Origin of the sequence: Bradyrhizobium sp. 192, assembly GCF_023100965.1 — a bacterium.
Classification (GTDB): domain Bacteria; phylum Pseudomonadota; class Alphaproteobacteria; order Rhizobiales; family Xanthobacteraceae; genus Bradyrhizobium; species Bradyrhizobium symbiodeficiens.
Window position 1 is genome coordinate 698,218 of the sequence record NZ_CP064690.1, and the last position, 18,522, is coordinate 716,739.

The window sequence follows — 18,522 nt, forward strand, 5'->3', positions numbered from 1 at the left end:
GACCAGCTGCGCCTCAGCCGCGCGCTACGGATAGCCCCGCCAGAAGTGGCGCGTACGCGGCGAGCCTGCGGGATACGAACTCCGTGAAGAGCTGCACGCGCTTCGTCTTGCGCGTCTCGCCCTGCGTGAGAAGCCAGAGCGTTCCGTACATATGCAGCTCGGTGCCCGGCACCCTCGCCAGCAGGGGGTCGGCGTCGCCGACGAAGCACGGCAATGTCGTGATCCCGAGTCCTTGCCGTACGGCAACGATCTGCGACGCGGCGTCCGTGACCCTGAACGGAACCCCGGTGGTGCGAACCTCACCCGCGCTGGCCCAATCCGGAATGCCATGAATGCTGATGACGATCCACCTGACAGGGTCAGCCGCGCCCGCCCGCAACGCGGCTAGTCGATCGCGCGACATGTAGACGCCGCCGAACACCTCCGGTCCCTTCAGGCCGTGAAGATTGAGCGGCAGGGTTTTGCGATCGTAGACGACGCGGATCGCGACGTCGGCCTCCCGGTTGGTCAGATTTGCCAGCTCGCCGAACGACAGGATGTCCATCTCGATATCAGGATGCAGACGCGCGAAATCGACGAAATCGGGCATCAGCAGGTGTGTCGCCAGCGGCGGTGCCAACGTCGCCCGCAGGAGTCCGCGCACGCTCTGGTCGCGCCCGAAGATTCGCGTCTCCAGCTGGTGCGACGACGCTTCCATCTGGTTCGCGAGCTCGAGCACCTCCTCGCCCGCAGCCGTCAGGCGGTAGCCCGAAGGCAGCTTTTCGAACATCTGCGCCCCGAGGCGTTCCTCGAGTTGGGCGATGCGTCGCAGCACGGTCGAGTGATTGACCCCGAGGCCCTCGGCGGCAGCCCGCACTGAGCCTCCGCGCGCCACGGCAATGAAATAGCGAATGTCATCCCAGTCGATCATGGTGCAATCCGGCACCACGCGGTGCGCCTTCCAACGCTCGTACCGACGCATCGTACAGCAGGATGGGCGGTCTGATAGCCCATATCGACGTGCGCGGCCCAATTCCGAACGGCGGACACGGATCGTCGCGGCGGGCGCCGGCCGTTCAGCCGGATCGTTTTCGCACCACCGATGTGCGCGCTTTCGCACTCAACGCTGGGCTCAGGCGGACCTATGTCGCGGTTCTCCGGGGCAGATGCTGTCCCGACACCACGAAAGGAGAAATTGTGGGAAAGCTTGAAGGTAAAGTTGCAGTCATCACGGGTGGATCGAGCGGCATGGCTCTGGCGAGCGCCAAGCGCTTCGTGGAAGAAGGCGCCTATGTGTTCATCACGGGCCGGAGGCAGGAGGCGCTCGACGAGGCCGTCAGGCTGATTGGCCGGAACGTGACCGGCGTGCGCGGCGACGCGGCCAATCTCGACGACCTCGACCGCCTGTTCGACACGGTCAAACGGGTCAAGGGCAAGATCGACGTGCTGTACGCGAGCGCCGGCACGGGCGACGCCGTCCCACTTGGTGAGATTACCGAGCAGCATTTCGATGCGACCTTCGGCCTGAATACGCGCGGCACGCTGTTCACGGTGCAAAAGGCGTTGCCGCTGTTCAACGACGGCGGATCGATCTTCATGACCGGATCGGTTGCTTCGCTGAAAGGCTTTCCCGGTTACAGCGTGTATGCGGCGAGCAAGGCGGCGTTGCACGCATTCGCACGCGGGTGGCTCAACGAGCTGAAGGGCAGGAATATCCGGGTGAATGTGCTGCACCCGGGGCCGATCGCCACACCGATGCAGGACCAGGTTCTCACCGAGGAAGCGAAGCAGATGTTCGAATCCCTGATCCCGCGCGGAAAAATGGGGCGTCCCGAGGAAATCGCGACGGCCGCGCTGTTTCTGGCGTCAGACGATTCCAGCTTCGTGAATGGGCTGGAGCTGTCTGTCGACGGCGGCTTCTCGGCCATCTGAAATCGGAGACATATCATGAGCTATGCGATTGTAGGATTCGGCAAGATAGGTCAGGCGCTGGCCCGGGCCTTCGCCCGCAAGAACATCGAGGTGACCGTCGCGAGCCGCCGGCCGCCCGAGACGCTGGCACCGCAGGCTCGGGGGATTGGACCCGCGGTCGTCGCCAAGTCGCTGCGGGATGCACTCGAGGCCGACACGATCATCCTGGCGGTCCCGTTTGCGGAGCATCGCGAGGTTGCGAAGGCCCTACCGGACTGGAAAGGCAAGACGATCATCGACGCGATGAACGCATTGCTTCCCCTTGAGGAGCTGGACGGTCTCCCGTCCTCCGCCTTCGTCGCGAAGGCGTTCACCGGCGCCAAGCTCGTGAAAGGCTTCAATCACTTGGGTGCGGCTACCCTGGCCGCCGATCCGATCGTCGAGGGCGGTCACCGTGTCGTCTTTCTGTCCGGTGACGACGAGGACGCGATCGCTCCCGTGGCGGCCCTGGCCAAGCAACTCGGGTTCGCACCCGTCAAGCTGGGAAAGCTCAGCGAGGGTGGCGCGCTGGTGCACGCACGCAACCGCATTTGGGGCCAGCTCATCTTCCAGGATATGTTCAAAAAGGAGCAGTAACGGATTTGCTGTCCACTGCCAGAGTACTGACCTCTCCCGCAAGGAAAGCGGGAGAGGTCGGAAACTAGCGCCCGGTCGAGCCGAAGCCGCCGGCGCCGCGGTCGGTCGCCGACAATGTCGCCACGGGAACCAGCGCGGCCTGCAGCACGGGCGCGATCACCATCTGCGCGATGCGCTCGCCGCGCTTGATCACGAAGGGAGCCGCACCGTGGTTGATCAGGATCACCTTGATCTCGCCGCGGTAGTCCGCGTCGATCGTGCCCGGCGAGTTCAGCACGGTGACGCCGTGCTTGGCGGCAAGCCCCGAGCGCGGCCGCACCTGCGCCTCGTGCCCGGGCGGCAGTGCGATCGCAAGGCCGGTCGGCACCAGCGCATATTGACCGGGGGCGAGCGTCATCGGCGCGCCCTCAGGCACCGCGGCCATCAGATCGAGCCCTGCGGCGTCAGCCGTTTGATAGGCCGGCAGCGCCAGGCCTTCGGCGTGGCCCAGTTGCTGCAGTTCGACGGTGACCTCAGTGCTCAAGATGCGGACTCCCGGGATTTGCCGGTCACGCTCTTGGCGACATGCGCGACCAGCTCGATGGCGACCTGTTCCTTGGTCATCACCGGCCAAGAATCAACTGTGATCTCGCCGTTCCTCTCAGCATTCTTGCTGATGAGGTGCACGGTGTTGCGGTCGCCGCCCATCACGCCGGTGGCGGGCGAGACGTCATTGGCGACGATCCAGTCGCAGCCCTTGCGGGCAAGTTTTGACTTGGCGTTATCGATCAGGTGCTCGGTCTCGGCGGCAAAGCCGATCACCAGCGGCGGGCGCTGGTCGGTCAGCTTCGAAATGGTGGCGAGGATGTCGGGGTTCTCGACCAGCTGAAGCGGTGGCATGCTGCCTGCGGTCTTCTTCAGCTTCTGCTCGCCTTCGCTCGCAACGCGCCAGTCGGCGACGGCGGCGGCGAAGATCGCGATGTCGGCGGGAAGCGCGGCCTGCACCTGCTCCAGCATCTGGCGCGCAGATTCGACGTGCTTGACCGTGACGCCCTGGGGATCGTCGAGATCGACCGGGCCGCTCACCAGAATCACCTCGGCACCGGCGGCCTGGGCCGCGGCGGCAATGGCAAAACCCTGCTTGCCCGAGGAGCGGTTGGCAATGTAGCGCACTGGATCGATCGGCTCGTGGGTCGGGCCCGCGGTGATCAACACGCGCTTGCCGGCGAGCGGGCGCGGCACCGGCGGCCGCAGCAGCCGTTCGGCGGCACTGGCGATCTCGATCGCCTCGGACATGCGGCCGATGCCGGCCTCGCCCGCTTCCGCCATCTCGCCGGAATTGGGCCCGATCAGCACCACTCCGTCGCGCTGCAGCTGCGCGACGTTGCGCCGCGTCGCCGCATTGCCCCACATCAACGGGTTCATTGCCGGTGCCAGCAGCACCTTGCGGTTGGTCGCGAGCAGGATCGCGCTGGCGAGATCGTCGGCATGGCCGTTCGCCATCTTCGCCATCAGGTCGGCAGTGGCCGGCGCCACCACGATCAGGTCGCAGTCGCGCGCGAGCCTGATATGGCCGGCGTCGAACTCGCTCTGGGGATCGAACAGGTCGGTATAGACACGCTCATGCGACAGCGCGCTCACCGCCAGCGGCGTGACGAATTGCTGGGCCGCCTTGGTCAGGACGCAGCGGATCTCGACGCGGCGCTCCTTCAGCCTTCGGATCAGGTCGAGCGATTTATAGGCCGCGATGCCGCCGCCGATGATCAGGGTGACGCTGGCCTCGGGAAGGGCGCCGGTGCGCTGGAGAGTGGGGACGGAGGATGCCGCAGGCGGTGCTGCAAAGGGCGTCAGCGGCTCCTCGCGGCCCTCGATCAGCTCCCGCAGGATGACCCGGACCTCTTCCTCGACCGACCTGCGGTTCTTGGCCGAGCGCAGCCGAAGATAGGTTTTGACGTGTTCGTCGAGCTTGCGGATGGTCAGGCTTGCCACAGCGCCACTCCAGCGTGAATGATGGCGATGCTATCATCCACACGATTGCAATGCAATCATCGGCAATCATAGATTTCTGACGGCGATCAGGATCCCGATGAAGGTCGCGGCGATGATCCAGAGCGCGACGGTGCGCCAGCGATTCTTGCGGCCCTCGCTGCGGCCCATCGCGGCGATGCTCTCGGGCGACAGCCGGATGCCCTCGCGCGTCATGGTCTCGAGCTGTTCCAGCACCTTCACCGACCGTTCGGCGATCTCGGGCAGGCGCATCAGCACGCGCGCGATGTCTCCGGTCCCGGCGAGCGCGCCCTGCACCCGGCCAATGGGGCCGAGATTGCGCTCGATCCATTCTCGCACCACGGGGTCGGCGATCTTCCAGATGTCGAGCTTGGGATCGAAGCCGCGCGCCACGCCCTCGACCACCACCATGGTCTTCTGCAGCAGGATCAGCTCGGGCCGCGTGGTCATGTCGAACAGGCCGGTGACCTCGAGCAGCAGCGTCAGGAGCCGCGCCATCGAGATCTCTTCCGCCGTGCGGTTGTGGATCGGCTCGCCGATGGCGCGAATGGCCTGAGCGAAATTCTCGACCGAGTGATGCGCGGGCACGTAGCCCGCCTCGAAATGCACTTCCGCGACGCGGCGATAGTCGCGGGTGATGAAGCCGAGCAGGATCTCCGCGAGGAATCTCCGCTCCTTCATGCCGAGCCGGCCCATGATGCCGAAATCGACCGCGACGAGTCGTCCTGCGTCATCCAGGAACAGATTGCCCGGATGCATGTCGGCGTGGAAGAAGCCGTCGCGCAGCGCGTGCCGCAGGAAGCTCTGGATCACCTTGCGGCCGAGATCGGGCAGGTCGACCTGTGATTCCGCCAGGCGCTTGTGATCGTTCAGCGCGATGCCGTCGATCCACTCCATCGTCAGCACGTTGTGCGTGGTGCGGTCCCAGTCGACATCAGGCACGCGGAAATCAGGATCGTCGCGCGTGTTCTCCGCCATCTCGGACAGCGCGGCTGCTTCCAGCCGCAGGTCCATCTCCATGGCGACCGAGCGCGACATGGTGTTGATGACCTCGATGAGGCGCAGCCGGCGCGCTTCCGCCGAATAGGTCTCGGCCTTGTGTGCGACGAAGAAGAAGTCGGAGAGATCGCGGCGGAAGCGCGCGGCCACGTTGGGCCTGAGCACCTTGACCGCGACCGATTTTTGGATCCCGTCGTGCAAGACTTCGCCGCGATGCACCTGCGCGATCGAGGCGGCCGCGACGGGGGGGCCGAAGCTGATAAACACGTCTTTCAGCGGCCGCTCCAGCGAGGTCGCGATCGTGGCTTCCGCTTCGTGCTGCGGAAACGGCGGCAGGCGGTCCTGGAGACTTTCGAGGTCGCGCGCCATGATCACGCCGACGACGTCGGGACGTGTGGCCAGGAATTGTCCGAGCTTGAGATAGGCCGGGCCCATCCGCGTCAGCGCGCGCGCGATCCGCGGGCCGTGCTTGACGCCACGTCGTTCGATCAGGCGCGCCAGCTTCAGCGCGAGCTGTCCCGGCGGCGGCACCAGGCTCGGATCGACCGAGCCAAACACGCCCTCGCGGGCAAACACGAACGCGGCGCGGATCAGGCGCGAAATGTGGGTGAAGGCAGAGATCACAAACGCCAGCCCGAATGCAGTGCGACGATTCCGCCCGACAATGTCTGCCAGCTGACGCGGGCGAAGCCGGCGTCGCGGATCATGTCGGCGAAGGCGTTGGGTTTCGGAAACTTGCGGATGGACTCGACGAGATATTGGTAGGACTCGGCATCGCCCGTGATCATGCGGCCGAGCGGCGGGATCACCTTGAACGAGAACAGGTCGTAGATCCGGTCGAGCCCGGGCATCTCGACGGTGGAGAATTCCAGGCACAGGAAGCGGCTGCCGGGCTTGAGCACGCGATGGGCCTCGCGCAGCGCGAGATCGATCCGGGGCACGTTGCGAATGCCGAAAGCGATCGTATATGCGTCGAAGCTGCGATCGGCGAAGGCGAGCGCCTCGGCATTGCCCTCGACGAAATCGACCCGGGTTTCGAGATGGCGCTTCGCGGCGCGCTCGCGGCCGACCGCCAGCATGTCGGTGTTGATGTCGCAGACGGTGGCATGGAAGCCCGCACCAGCGGCCTTGGCGGCGCGGAACGAAATGTCGCCGGTGCCGCCGGCCACGTCGAGCAGCGCGAACGGCCGGTCGCCCCTCGGCGGGTCGAGCGCCGTGATCATGATGTCCTTCCAGACCCGGTGCAGGCCACCGGACATCAAATCGTTCATCAAATCATAGCGCGACGCCACGCTGCGAAACACATCGTTCACCAGCGTCTGCTTGTCCCCCAGGGGAACGTCCCTGAAGCCGAAATGCGTGGTTTCGCCCGGCCGATCCATTACTCTACTCCACTGGGCGAACCATAGCGCGCCCGCCGCAATGGCGCTATCACACCGCCCTCATAAGGTGAATGCCTGACCATGCCTGAATTGCCCGAAGTCGAGACCGTCCGCCGCGGCCTTCAGCCGGTGATGGAGGGCGCGAAAATCCTGGTCGCGGAGGCCCGCCGGCCGGATCTGCGCTTTCCGTTCCAGCCGGATTTCGTGGCGCGGCTGCAGGGGCAGGTCGTCACGGGGCTCGGCCGCCGTGCAAAATATCTCATGGCCGATCTCGCCTCCGGCGACGTGCTCTTGATGCATCTGGGCATGTCGGGCTCATTCCGCGTCATCAAGCCGGATAACGAGGCCGCGCCCGGCGAGTTTCACTATCCGAAGGGCAAGGATTCCACGCACGACCACGTGCTGTTTCGGATGTCCTCCGGCGCCGACATCGTCTTCAACGATCCGCGGCGCTTCGGTTACATGAAAGTGATCGCACGCAACGCGCTCGAAGATGAGCCGCTGCTGCGCGACCTCGGTCCCGAGCCGCTCGGCAACGAATTCGACGCCGCGATGCTGGCTCGGTCCTGCGAAGGCAAAACGACGAGCCTGAAGGCCGCACTGCTCGACCAGCGCGTGGTCGCGGGGCTCGGCAACATCTATGTCTGCGAAGCCCTGCATCGCTCGCATCTGTCGCCGCGCCGGATCGCCGCGACGCTCGCGACCAAGGGTCGCAAGGGTGTTGGCGGCGGCGAGCCGACCGAACATGCGAAGCGGCTGGTGAGTGCGATCCACACCGTGCTGAACGACGCCATCAAGGCCGGTGGCTCGTCCTTGCGCGACCATCGCCAGACCTCGGGTGAGCTCGGCTATTTCCAGCATTCGTTCAAGGTCTACGACCGCGAGGGCGAGACCTGCAAGACGCCGGGGTGCGGCGGCACGGTCAAGCGGTTCACGCAGAACGGCCGATCCACGTTCTGGTGTCCGAAATGTCAGAAGTGACGTAGTCCGTAGACCGGATGGAGCTTCCGAAAAACGCGAAGCGAAGCAATCCGGCGGGGCTGGTGGCCGGATTGCTTCGTCGCTGAGGCCCTTCCGGATGGTGAAGGGCCGACTGCCGTCAGAGCGATTGCCCCGCTCAGGACGTCAGTGTCGTGGTCTCGTCCGCCGCCTGCTCGGCGGCGATATGCAGCATGCTGTCTGCGGCCGAGATGACCTGGTCGATCAGCACATTGGTGGTGGCTTCGAGATCGAGCCGGGTTTCGATCCAGCGCCAGAGGCTGCGGATCTCGTCCGCCGACTTGCCGTTCGGCGCGAATTCGCTCACCGCGAGGCCGCTCGCGAGCGAATCCTGGTGGTCGTTGCGCATCACGATCAGCGGGCGCGCCAGCACGTCCGAAAGATCGAGCGCGGCTTCCTCGCCGAGGGTGTTGGCGGCATTGTCGATGCGCTGGCCGCGGATCGGCGTCTGGTTGAGCACGAAGCTGTAGGGCCGCTTCCAGGCGCGCGCGACGCTGAGCGTCGAGACTGTCGCCTCGATGTCGACAACGCTGGGGCGGGCCGGGATCAGGCAGAGATCGGAATGGCGGATCGCAGCGGTGGTCGCGGCGCTGAGGCCGGCGGCGGTGTCGACGATCGCAAGCTGCAGGCCGCTCTCAGCCAGCATTTTCAGGCGCGGCTCGATATCGGCGGCATGATAGATCGGCTCGACGACGACGTCGTCGTTGTTGCGGCGGCGCAGCCAGTTGGACAGGGTGCCCTGCGGGTCGGTTTCGATCAGGCGGACGGTGAAGCCGGCCTGCTTGGCCGCCAGCGCGAGGCCGATGGCGAGCGTGCTCTTGCCGCTGCCACCCTTTTGGGTGGCCAGTACGATCGTGTGCATTTGAAGATCAATCCTTTGGAGTGCTGGGTCTCGGGATAACGCCACGCGAACGTGCATCGCTCTCGATGCTGAGCTCTTCTCGCTCAGGACGTGCCTTGCCCGATCCAAAGGGGACCGCGGATGTCCGAATCAACGCTGACAATGATGGCAGAATCGGGAATGCCAGCTAATCCGTACCATTACTGGACCCGTAATCGTGCGTGTGGTGTGCTCGCCGCTACAAATAGAGGGACGAGCGGCATGAGCGGAAACTGGCGCGACCGGACGGCGACGACTTTTGACTGCCAGAAGATGCCGGCGGTCTCGAGCCGCGGCATGGTGGTCAGCAACCACCCGCTGGCCTCCAGCGCCGGCGCCGAGATGTTGGCCGCCGGCGGCAACGCCATCGACGCCGCGATCGCCACCCTGTTCACGCTGACCGTGGTCGAGCCGATGATGGTCGGCATCATCGGCGGCGGCATGGCGCATATCAGGCTCGCCGACGGCAGCCATCGCTTCATCGACGGCCAGAGCACCGTGCCCGCAGCGGTGCGCGATACCAGCTACACGCCCAAGCCGGGCTCGGCGCATGACGTGTTCGACACCATCGGCGACGAAAATCTCAACGGTCCGAAAGCCGTTGCCACGCCGGGCTCGCTGAAGGCCTGGTGCGAGACGCTGCGCCGGTTCGGTACGATGAGTCTCTCCGACGTCATGCAGCCTGCCATCAAGCACGCGGCGCGCGGCTATGCGGCGACCCCCTATTTGCACGAGTGCATCAGCGAGAGCGCCGCCGAAATGCGCAAGGACAGGCCGATCGCGGCGATCTTCCTCCCTGATGGCGGGCCGCTGAAAGTCGGCGAGCGCGTGGTGCAGGCCGAATATGCCGAGACCTTGCGCTACATCGCCGATCACGGTGAGACCGCTCTCTACGAAGGGCCGCTCGGCGACATCCTCGCCGACTACATGGAGAAGACCGGCGGCTTCATCCGTCGCAATGACCTCACCAGCTACAAGACCGTCGAGCGGCAGCCGATCCGTGCCGACTATCGTGGTTGGACCATCCTTGGCCCGCCGCCGCCCGCGGCCTCCGGCGTGCACATTGCGCAGATGCTGAACATCCTGGAGGGCTATGACATCGGCGGCCTCGGCTTCGGCACATCCGAGACGATTCATTACCTCGCCGAGGTCCTGAAGATCGCCTTCGCCGATCGTGCCGCGGCCAGCGGCGATCCTGACTATGTCGGTGTTCCCGTGGAGCAGCTGACCTCGAAGGCCTATGCCGAGGAGCGCCGCTGCGCCATCGATCCGGCGCGGGCGCAGGCCTGGGGCGCCGGCGTGTCGCCGCTCGAAGGCGCACATACTACGCACATGACAGCAGCCGATGCGTTCGGCAACGTGGTCGCGACCACGCAGACCATCAACAATCTGTTCGGCGCCAAGATCATGATCCCGGGGCTTGGTGCCATCGCCAACAACTACATAAATCTGTTCGATCCGCGTCCGGGACATGCGCTATCGCTGGCGCCGGGTAAGCGCGTGACGACTTCGATGTCGCCGATGATGGCGATGCGCGACGGCAGGCTGCGCTATGCGCTCGGCTTGCCCGGCGGCAAGCGTATCTTCCCGAGCGCGATGCAGGCACTGGTCAATCTGATCGACCACGGCATGACCTTGCAGGAAGCTGTCGAGGCGCCGCGGGTCTGGACCGAGGGCAACGCGCTCGAGGTCGAGCAGAAGGTGCCGGAGGCCGTGCGTGCGAAACTCGCGGGGCTCGGCCACAAGGTGCAACCGGTTGCGACAGTCGCCGGCGGCATGAACGGCATCGGCTTCCACGACGACGGAACGATGAGCGGCGCCGCCTGCTGGCGCGCGGACGGCACGCCGGTCGGGATCTCAGGCGGCCTCGCAAAGAGTGGTGTGCGGTTCAGGCTGAGCTGATCGCTACTTCCGCACGCAGATCACGCGCACGACGGCGGTCTTCGCATCAGTCGACGTGCCGTTCGCCGTGACACCATTCGCCTTCAGGAAATCGCGTACCGTCTCGGCGGGGACCATCACGGCCTGTGAGGCCGGCACCGCTGTCGCGGGTCCCGCGACCATCGCCGGCTTCAACAGCGCGATGCCGGTGAGCTTGCCGTCGCCATCGATGGCCGGACCACCGGAGAACCCGACCGCCGGCGGCGGGGTCAGCGCGGAATCGCTGCTCGGGACCGGCGCCAGTGCGGCCTTGACGACCGACACGCCGGCCGCGCCGCCCTGGCTCTGTGGATCGGCGATGCCGACGACATCCACGTTCGTCTTGGCCGAGCCGCCAGCAAGGCTGAACGGCTTCAGGCCGCGCGCGCCGTAGATATGCAGCAGTGCAAGACCGCGCTCCTTGTCCTCGGCGAGGCGATCGGCGCTGCCATAGCCGGCGATCGTGATGGCGAGACAGCTGTCGGTGACGAGCCGGTCGGCCAGAATCGCGCCGTCGTCACTGACGACGAGGCCGGTGCCGTATTCGACGGTCTTGCGCGGCGGCGGCCCGGCCTGCGCTCCGGACGGAAACGCATTGAACGCGCTCGACATCGCGATCACGACCGGCTCGACCGTGTTCTCGGTCGCCTGGTCGTAGAGGATCGTCATGGTGCGGACCTCGTCTCCCTTGAAGGTGCCGCGGACGTAAAACTTCTTCAGCCCCTGCAAGCCCGACAGCACGAAGAAATCGGGCTTCACCACGGTGTAATCGACCTTGCGCCCGGACGGCTCCTTCTCCAGTTCCGCGAGTTTTGCCGTGGTCGGGTTCGCCTCCTTGCGGCGGCTGAGCTGTATCTGCACCGTTCCGGTCGGGGAGGTCCATTTCGAGCCGTTGGCGTCGGTCGCCTGCTGCGGCACCAGTTTTGAGGGAATGCCAAGCCGCGCGCCGCTGGTCATCTCGGTCACGATCTTCCAGCCGACGCTCTCCTGCTTTTTTCGCGCTGTTTCGGCCAGCGCCGCGCGCTCCTGCGGATTGAGCACGCCGGTCGGCTTGCCGCCCTTGGCTTTCTGGTATTCCTTGATGGCCTCGACCATGCGCGTGCTGACGTCGCCGGTGATGGCTCCGTTGTATTGCCCGACCCAGGCGAGGTCGGATTGCAGCGACAGCCGCGCCGCCTGCGCCATCGCGTCCGCCGTCGCCGATGGCGTCTGCATTGCGGGTGGCCGGATCGGCACGGTCTGGATAGGCTTCGGCTTGGTGCCGGGGATCTGCGGCGTCGTCATCTGGGCGTTCGCGCCTGTGGCGGACGCAAACATCAGTGTTGCCGCAAGCATCGATCTCATGACAAATCCAGCCAGCCCATTGAACGCAATGTCATTCAAGCACATCTCGTTGGTCGCGAACAACGTTGCGGTGGTTCAGGAGGCTTGGTGGCCACAAGCTGAGATCCTCATCCCGAGGAGCGGCCCGAAAGCCGCGTCTCGAAGGATGGCTACAGGCGAGATCGGGGCCTTCGTGGTTCGAGACGCGCGTACCGCGCTCCTCACCATGAGGTCGAGAGGAACGAAGGACGATGCTGAGCCCGGACGAACTCGAACGCTATGCCCGCCATATCGTGCTGCGTGACGTCGGTGGTCCCGGCCAGGCTGCGCTGAAGCGGGCCTCCGCGCTGGTGATCGGCGCCGGCGGGCTCGGCGCGCCGGCGCTGATGTATCTGGCCGCCGCCGGTATCGGCACGCTCGGCGTGGTCGATGACGACGTTGTGTCGCTGTCCAACCTGCAGCGCCAGGTCATCCACACCACGCCCGATATCGGCCGCCACAAGGTCGAGAGCGCGGCAGAGCGGATCTCGGGGCTCAATCCGCATGTCCGTTTCGTCGGCCACGCCGCCTGGCTCAACGCCGACAACGCGCTCGACCTGATCGGCGAGTACGACCTCGTGCTCGACGGCTCCGATAATTTCTCGACGCGCTATCTGGTCTCGGACGCCTGCTTCTTCGCGAAGAAGCCGCTGATCACGGCGGCGCTCGGCACGTTCGACGGCTCGCTCACCACCATCCGCGCACACGAGACCAACGAGCAGGGTGAATTCAATCCGACCTATCGCTGCCTGTTTCCGGAGGCGCCGCCGCCCGGTACGGTTCCGGCCTGCGCGGAAGCCGGTGTCATGGGCGCGCTGGCGGGCGTGATGGGCTCGATGATGGCGCTGGAGGCGATCCGCGAGATCGTCGGCTTCGGCGACGGCCTCGTCGGCCGCCTCCTCATGATCGATGCGCGTGCGATGCGCTTCGAGACGCTGCGCTATGGGCGCGATCCGGCCAACCCGCTCAATGGCGACGGGCCCGTGGTCACCGACCTCAGCGCCCATCGCACTTGATTTGCTGCGTTACGCCGCGGCCGGCTTCTCGCTATCGAGATGGGCCATCTGCTCGGCGGTATAGCGCGTGCCCGAAGCGACATCCGGCGGAAACGCCTTGGCCAGCGCCGCAAGATGTGCCGGTGTCAGCGTGACCCTGGTCGCGCCAAGCGCTTCGATGAGACGGGTGCGGGTCTTGGCGCCGACCAGCGGCACGATCTCTTGACCGCGCTCTTGGCCTTGCGCCGCCACCCAGGCGATAGCGACTTGCGCCGGCGTTGCGCCAATTTCGTCGGCGATGGCACGCAGGGACTCCACCAGCGCCAGATTGGCGTCGAGATTTGCGCCCTGGAAGCGCGGTGTCATCAGCCGGTAGTCCTTGCCGGCCCTGCCCGAGTCCTTCGACCAATGGCCGCTGATCAGACCGCGCGCCAGGACGCCATAGGCGGTGATGCCAATGCCGAGCTCGCGGCAGGTCTTGAGGATGTCGCGTTCGATGCCGCGCTCGATCAGCGAATATTCGATCTGGAGATCGGCGATCGGATGCACGGCATGCGCGCGGCGGATGGTGTCGGAGCCGACCTCTGACAGGCCGATATGCCTGACGTAGCCGGCCTTCACGAGATCGGCGAGGCCGCCGATGGTCTCTTCGATAGGAACGTTGGGGTCGAGCCGCGCCGGGCGGTAGATGTCGACATAGTCGGTGCCGAGCCGCTGCAGCGAATAAGCAAGGAAATTCCGGGTCGCTGCCGGGCGGCAATCCATTCCGGTGAATTCACCGGCGGGGCCGCGCAGCGCGCCGAACTTGACGCTGATCTGCACTCTGTCGCGCGCCACATCCCTCAGCGCATCGCGAATCAGCATTTCATTGTGGCCCATCGCGTAGAAATCGCCGGTGTCGATCAGTGTGATGCCGGCATCGAGGGCGGCGTGGACCGTAACGATGCTCTCGCCGCGATCGGCCGGGCCGTAGGCGTCCGACATGGCCATGCAGCCGAGACCCAGGGCGGAGACGGTGGGGCCGGTTGAACCGAGTTTGTGCTGTTCCATGATGGCTCTCCTCGAAAAGGCGGCAGGCTGATCGCGCCGCGTGACGAGGAGGGATATGCGCCCGCTCCATTACCCCGATAAGCTGGACAATGCCGAATGGCTTGTTCATTCTGTCGAACAATGACTGAACCTGATCTGCGCGATCTCGACGTCTTCGTGGCGATCGCCCGCACCCGGAATTTCCGGCGTGCGGCAATCGAAATTCGCGTGTCGGTGTCGAGCCTTAGCCAGCGCCTACGGGACCTCGAGGAGCGCCTCGGTGTTCGCCTGATGAACCGTACCACCCGCAGCGTCGCCTTGACCGAGGCGGGTGAGCTGCTGCTGTCGCGGGTGGCACCTGCGCTGCGCGATGTCGGCGATGCCCTGGCGGAGGTGCGGGGTCTGCGCGAGGTGGCCTCTGGCCGCCTGCGCATCAACGCGCCGCCCCCGGCCGTCGATCTCGTGCTGGCTCCGATGGTCGGGCCGTTTCTCGCCGCCCATCCGCAGGTCGATCTCGACGTCGTGTCCGAGAGCGGCTTCGTCGACATCGTGAGCGGGGGCTACGATGCCGGCGTGCGCTATGGCGAGCATCTGGCGCAGGACATGGTGGCGATTCCGCTGAGCGGTCCGCAGCACTATGTCGTCGTCGCCTCGCCCGATTATGTCGCGCGCCGCGGCGAGCCGAAGCATCCGAAGGATCTGCTCGATCATGATTGCATCCGCGCCCGCTATTCGAGCGGCGTGATGCATGATTGGGAGTTCGAGAAGGCCGGCCAGATCATGAAGGTCGATCCGCCGGCCAAGCTGATCTCGACCAACATGAACCTTGCGATGCAGGCCGCGCTCGCCGGCGCGGGCATCTGGGCAACGATCGACGGTTATGTCGGCGAAGCCCTGAAGTCCGGCGCGCTGATCAGCCTGATGGAAGATTGGTGCGAGCCGTTTCCCGGACCGTTTCTGTACTACCCGAGCCGGCGCCAGACGCCGCCCGCGCTGCGCGCCTTCATCGATTTCGTCGCCGACTGGCGCAAGAGCGAGACGCGCGGGAAATAGACCTCAGAGCATGCTCGGGAGCACGCGATCCGGCGGCTTGTGGGCGTCGAGGAAGGTGCGGATGTTGATGATCACCTTCTCGCCCATCTCGACGCGGCCCTCGATCGTGGCCGAGCCCATATGCGGCATCAGCGTCACCTTGCCGGCCCTGGCGAGCCGCACCAGCTTCGGGTTGACCGCGGGCTCGTGCTCGTAGACGTCGAGGCCGGCGCCGGCAATTTCGCCGCCCTCGATCAGCTTGATCAGCGTATCCTCGTCGGTCACCTCGCCGCGCGCGGTGTTGACGATGTAGGCGTCTTTCCGGATCAGCTTCAGCCGCCGCGCCGAGAGCAGATGATAAGTCGCCGGCGTGTGCGGACAGTTCACCGAGATGATGTCCATCCGCGCCAGCATCTGGTCGAGGCTTTCCCAATAGGTCGCCCCCAACTCTTCGGCGATGACGGGCGCCACGGGACGGCGGTTGTGATAGTGGATCTGCAGGCCGAAGGCGCGGGCACGGCGCGCCACCGCCTGGCCGATGCGGCCCATGCCGATGATGCCGAGCCGCTTGCCGCCGATGCGGTGGCCGAGCATCCAGGTCGGCGACCAGCCGGCCCACGGCTTTCCTTCGGTTAGGATCGAGGCGCCTTCAATCATCCGCCTGGGCACGGCGAGGATCAGCGCCATGGTCATGTCGGCGGTGTCCTCGGTCAGGACTTTTGGCGTATTGGTCACGGTGATGCCGCGGGCATGCGCGGCCTCCACGTCGATATTGTCGACGCCGTTGCCGAAATTGGCGATCAGCCGCAGCTTGCAGTCGGGCTGGTTGACGATGTCGGCGCTGATATGGTCGGTGACCGTCGGAACCAGCACGTCGGCGGTGCGCGCGGCTTCCGCGATCTGTTCGGCGGACATCGGCGTGTCCTCGAGATTGATCCGCGCGTCGAACAATTCGCGCATCCGCGTCTCGATCGAATCCGGCAGCTTGCGCGTCACCACGACGAGGGGCTTTTTCTTCACCGACATGTCCTGCTCTCATGAGGCATCGCAAGCCGCCTCTGTCGCCAAAGGCCGGTCGTTGAGGTCTCATTAACCCGGTTGTTCGACACTGCCCTTGCCGTGTCCGTCCCCGGCGTTTCCTTCAAGCTCTCCCGATATTTCCGGCCGGAAAATCGGGGCAAACTGGTTGTTCAGATGCCCGTCCTCTCTAGCAGAAGGCCGGGCCAAGACAAGAACCACGGGTTTAAGGCTTGAAGGAGCCGGCTTGGGAACATCCGCGTGGGGCGGGTCAGGGTGGCGCGGCAGGTTTTGGAATTTGGGGTGAGGACCCGGCTCGGGCCGGGTCTTCGACAGGAGACGGGTTGATGGCGTTGGGGCGTTTTTGTTCGGTGATGGCGCTCGTTTGCACGTGGTTGAGCGCTTCGGTCGGCCCCTCGCATTCGGCCAAGGACTCCACGCCCCAGACCGCCAGCGGCCTGCCGGTGCCGCGCTATGTCAGCCTCAAATCGGATCATGTGAACGTCCGTGCCGGCCCGACCAAGGACAATGACGTGGCCTGGGTCTACACCCGTTCGGGCCTGCCGGTGGAAATCACCGCCGAGTTCGAGAATTGGCGCCGGGTGCGCGATTCCGAAGGTGCCGAGGGCTGGGTCTATCACTCGCTGCTGTCGGGTCGCCGCACCGCGGTCGTCACCATGAAGCACAAGGACGAGCTCGCCCCGATCTACGATCGCGCCGATCCCGACAGCGCCGTTGCAGCAAAACTCCAGGCCGGCGTCGTCACGCAGGTGAAGAAGTGCGCTGCAAACTGGTGCCGTGTCACCGGCAACGGCTTCGACGGCTGGATCCAGCAAGAGCGCCTCTGGGGCGTGTATTCGGACGAGCAGGTCAACTGACGCGGTAGAGGCGAGCTGCTCCCCGTCATGCCCGGGCTTGTCCCGGGCATCCACGGACTTCGCACGTGGCCCAAAAACGTGGATGGCCGGGACAAGCCCGGCCATGACGACGAATTCAGCAGTTTCGGATCGATCTCAGCGCTTCTTGCGCAGGCGCACGACCATGTCGATGCGCGCGATCTCGTAGCCCTCCGGCACCTCCGGCATCTTGGACAGCGCCAGATGCGGATCCTCGATATCGACCAGCTCATGGCTGTTCTCGAGGTAATAGTGGTGGTGGGTTGTGACGTTGGTGTCGAAATAGGTCTTGGTGCCGTCGACACTGACCTGCCGGAGCAGGCCGGCATCGGTGAGCTGGTTCAGCGTGTTGTAAACGGTCGCCAGCGACACCGGAACCTTGGCCAGCGTCGCTTCCTCGTACAGCATTTCAGCTGTGAGGTGGCGAGCACCCTTGCCGAACAACAGCCAGCCGAGCGCCATGCGCTGGCGCGTCGGACGGAGCCCCGCGGACTGGAGCATTTCGTTGACGTCGTGCCAGGGGCAGCCGGTCAAAGCCGGCTGGCGGCCGGACAGGAGGGCCGCGGCATGGACGTCGTCGTCGTGATGGGGCGCGGTGTTCTCGTTCATTTCCAGACTTCGGCACGCGTGAACAATATCTCCCCGTAATATAAGAACAGAAAGATGCAGATGCAAGTTTCTCGCAACTAGAGAGGTTCTAATCAGGCTTGGAACCGGCCCGGGGATCGCGTCATTTTACCTTCATGCATCTGCTTTGCCACCCGAAATGGCCTGTGTTAGAGCAGCGCGCGGTTCCGCTTAACCGACTTTGGTGCAGCCGGGCATCGAGGCCCGGTCCGCAGTCCATCCGGGGCAAGCGGGCGCAGCGCCTGACAGTGGCAATTGGCGTTGCTCTCCGACCGAGACGGGGCCCATTTTCGCCAAGAAGCGCCGCTCAATCGGAATTCAAACAGAGGCTCGTGCATGCTGAACAGGCGCAACGGTTACGAATACGAAGATCTGCTGGCCTGTGGCCGCGGCGAGATGTTCGGCCCGGGCAATGCCCAGCTGCCGTTGCCGCCGATGCTGATGTTCGACCGCATCACTGACATCAACGACAATGGCGGCGAGTTCGGCAAGGGGCTGGTGCGCGCCGAGCTCGATGTGAAGCCCGATCTCTGGTTCTTCGGCTGCCACTTCAAGAACGATCCGGTGATGCCCGGCTGCCTCGGTCTCGACGCGCTGTGGCAAATGGTCGGCTTTTTTCTGGGCTGGACCGGGGGCGAAGGTCGCGGCCGTGCGCTTGGCTTGAACGAATTAAAGTTCAGCGGCCAGGTGCTGCCCGAGGCCCGCAAGGTTGTGTACAACGTCGATATCAAGCGCGTGATGCGTTCAAAGCTCGTGCTTGGCATCGCCGATGGATGGCTTTCGGTCGATGACCAGATTATTTATCGCGCCAAGGACTTGAAGGTCGGCCTGTTCAAGCAGGGCACGGACCTGGGCTGAGCGCATCACCAAGC

General features: G+C 65.2%; 18 protein-coding genes. 8 read left to right on the forward strand and 10 right to left on the reverse strand.

The window, feature by feature from the left end:
* Window positions 1–13 precede the first annotated feature (13 nt).
* Window positions 14–910, reverse strand: a complete 897-nt coding sequence (locus IVB24_RS03295; RefSeq protein ID WP_247772031.1) for a LysR family transcriptional regulator — start codon at window positions 908–910, stop codon at window positions 14–16.
* A 266-nt stretch (window positions 911–1,176) separates the two neighbouring features.
* Here IVB24_RS03295 and IVB24_RS03300 point away from each other — a divergent pair, with 266 nt between their 5' ends.
* Window positions 1,177–1,911, forward strand: a complete 735-nt coding sequence (locus IVB24_RS03300) for an SDR family oxidoreductase (protein ID WP_247774278.1) — start codon at window positions 1,177–1,179, stop codon at window positions 1,909–1,911.
* A gap of 15 nt (window positions 1,912–1,926) precedes the next feature.
* Window positions 1,927–2,526, forward strand: coding sequence for an NADPH-dependent F420 reductase (locus IVB24_RS03305; RefSeq protein WP_247772032.1), 600 nt, complete (start codon window positions 1,927–1,929; stop codon window positions 2,524–2,526).
* Window positions 2,527–2,590: 64 nt separating this feature from the next.
* Here IVB24_RS03305 and dut read toward each other — a convergent pair whose 3' ends face one another.
* From dut to ubiE, 4 genes are all read right to left on the reverse strand, one after another.
* The gene (dut, locus tag IVB24_RS03310; RefSeq protein WP_247772033.1) at window positions 2,591–3,049 is read right to left on the reverse strand and encodes a dUTP diphosphatase; all 459 of its coding nucleotides are present in this window, start codon (window positions 3,047–3,049) and stop codon (window positions 2,591–2,593) included.
* Window positions 3,046–4,494, reverse strand: a complete 1,449-nt coding sequence (gene coaBC, locus IVB24_RS03315) for a bifunctional phosphopantothenoylcysteine decarboxylase/phosphopantothenate--cysteine ligase CoaBC (protein ID WP_247772034.1) — start codon at window positions 4,492–4,494, stop codon at window positions 3,046–3,048. The genes dut and coaBC overlap by 4 nt, the downstream gene beginning before the upstream one ends.
* 66 nt (window positions 4,495–4,560) lie before the next feature.
* Window positions 4,561–6,135 carry a 2-polyprenylphenol 6-hydroxylase gene (gene ubiB, locus IVB24_RS03320; RefSeq protein WP_247772035.1) on the reverse strand — a complete coding sequence of 525 codons (1,575 nt, stop codon included), beginning with the start codon at window positions 6,133–6,135 and terminating at the stop codon, window positions 4,561–4,563.
* Window positions 6,132–6,893 (reverse strand): bifunctional demethylmenaquinone methyltransferase/2-methoxy-6-polyprenyl-1,4-benzoquinol methylase UbiE, encoded by a 762-nt coding sequence (ubiE, locus tag IVB24_RS03325; protein ID WP_247772036.1) that lies wholly within the window; start codon window positions 6,891–6,893, stop codon window positions 6,132–6,134. Before ubiE ends, ubiB begins: the two co-directional genes overlap by 4 nt.
* An 81-nt stretch (window positions 6,894–6,974) precedes the next feature.
* On the opposite strand from ubiE, the gene mutM reads away from it, so the two are divergent.
* Complete coding sequence (gene mutM, locus IVB24_RS03330; RefSeq protein WP_247772037.1) at window positions 6,975–7,874, forward strand: bifunctional DNA-formamidopyrimidine glycosylase/DNA-(apurinic or apyrimidinic site) lyase; 900 nt, start codon at window positions 6,975–6,977, stop codon at window positions 7,872–7,874.
* 136 nt (window positions 7,875–8,010) lie between these two features.
* On the opposite strand, the gene IVB24_RS03335 is transcribed toward mutM, so the two are convergent.
* The gene (locus tag IVB24_RS03335) at window positions 8,011–8,754 is read right to left on the reverse strand and encodes a ParA family protein (protein ID WP_247772038.1); all 744 of its coding nucleotides are present in this window, start codon (window positions 8,752–8,754) and stop codon (window positions 8,011–8,013) included.
* Between the two features lie 240 nt (window positions 8,755–8,994).
* Here IVB24_RS03335 and ggt point away from each other — a divergent pair, with 240 nt between their 5' ends.
* Window positions 8,995–10,674, forward strand: a complete 1,680-nt coding sequence (gene ggt, locus IVB24_RS03340) for a gamma-glutamyltransferase (RefSeq protein ID WP_247772039.1) — start codon at window positions 8,995–8,997, stop codon at window positions 10,672–10,674.
* 3 nt (window positions 10,675–10,677) lie between these two features.
* On the opposite strand, the gene IVB24_RS03345 is transcribed toward ggt, so the two are convergent.
* Window positions 10,678–12,036: a peptidoglycan-binding protein gene (locus IVB24_RS03345; protein ID WP_247772040.1), complete on the reverse strand. Its 1,359-nt coding sequence runs from the start codon at window positions 12,034–12,036 to the stop codon at window positions 10,678–10,680.
* A gap of 230 nt (window positions 12,037–12,266) precedes the next feature.
* Here IVB24_RS03345 and moeB point away from each other — a divergent pair, with 230 nt between their 5' ends.
* Window positions 12,267–13,070: a molybdopterin-synthase adenylyltransferase MoeB gene (gene moeB / locus IVB24_RS03350; protein WP_247772041.1), complete on the forward strand. Its 804-nt coding sequence runs from the start codon at window positions 12,267–12,269 to the stop codon at window positions 13,068–13,070.
* A gap of 9 nt (window positions 13,071–13,079) precedes the next feature.
* On the opposite strand, the gene IVB24_RS03355 is transcribed toward moeB, so the two are convergent.
* On the reverse strand, window positions 13,080–14,099 hold the full coding sequence (locus IVB24_RS03355; RefSeq protein WP_247772042.1) for an aldo/keto reductase: 1,020 nt from the start codon (window positions 14,097–14,099) through the stop codon (window positions 13,080–13,082).
* A gap of 120 nt (window positions 14,100–14,219) precedes the next feature.
* Here IVB24_RS03355 and IVB24_RS03360 point away from each other — a divergent pair, with 120 nt between their 5' ends.
* Window positions 14,220–15,131 (forward strand): LysR family transcriptional regulator, encoded by a 912-nt coding sequence (locus IVB24_RS03360; protein WP_247772043.1) that lies wholly within the window; start codon window positions 14,220–14,222, stop codon window positions 15,129–15,131.
* Window positions 15,132–15,134: 3 nt separating this feature from the next.
* Here the strand turns inward: IVB24_RS03360 and IVB24_RS03365 are convergent, their stop codons facing one another.
* Window positions 15,135–16,136 carry a D-glycerate dehydrogenase gene (locus tag IVB24_RS03365; RefSeq protein WP_094976094.1) on the reverse strand — a complete coding sequence of 334 codons (1,002 nt, stop codon included), beginning with the start codon at window positions 16,134–16,136 and terminating at the stop codon, window positions 15,135–15,137.
* A gap of 338 nt (window positions 16,137–16,474) precedes the next feature.
* On the opposite strand from IVB24_RS03365, the gene IVB24_RS03370 reads away from it, so the two are divergent.
* Window positions 16,475–17,005, forward strand: coding sequence for an SH3 domain-containing protein (locus IVB24_RS03370; RefSeq protein ID WP_094976095.1), 531 nt, complete (start codon window positions 16,475–16,477; stop codon window positions 17,003–17,005).
* Window positions 17,006–17,140: 135 nt separating this feature from the next.
* Here the strand turns inward: IVB24_RS03370 and irrA are convergent, their stop codons facing one another.
* Entirely contained in the window at window positions 17,141–17,632 is a 492-nt protein-coding gene (irrA, locus tag IVB24_RS03375; RefSeq protein ID WP_094894280.1) for an iron response transcriptional regulator IrrA, read from the reverse strand.
* Window positions 17,633–17,986: 354 nt separating this feature from the next.
* Between irrA and fabA the strand changes: the two genes are divergently transcribed.
* On the forward strand, window positions 17,987–18,508 hold the full coding sequence (gene fabA, locus IVB24_RS03380) for a bifunctional 3-hydroxydecanoyl-ACP dehydratase/trans-2-decenoyl-ACP isomerase (protein ID WP_094894282.1): 522 nt from the start codon (window positions 17,987–17,989) through the stop codon (window positions 18,506–18,508).
* Window positions 18,509–18,522: the final 14 nt, after the last annotated feature.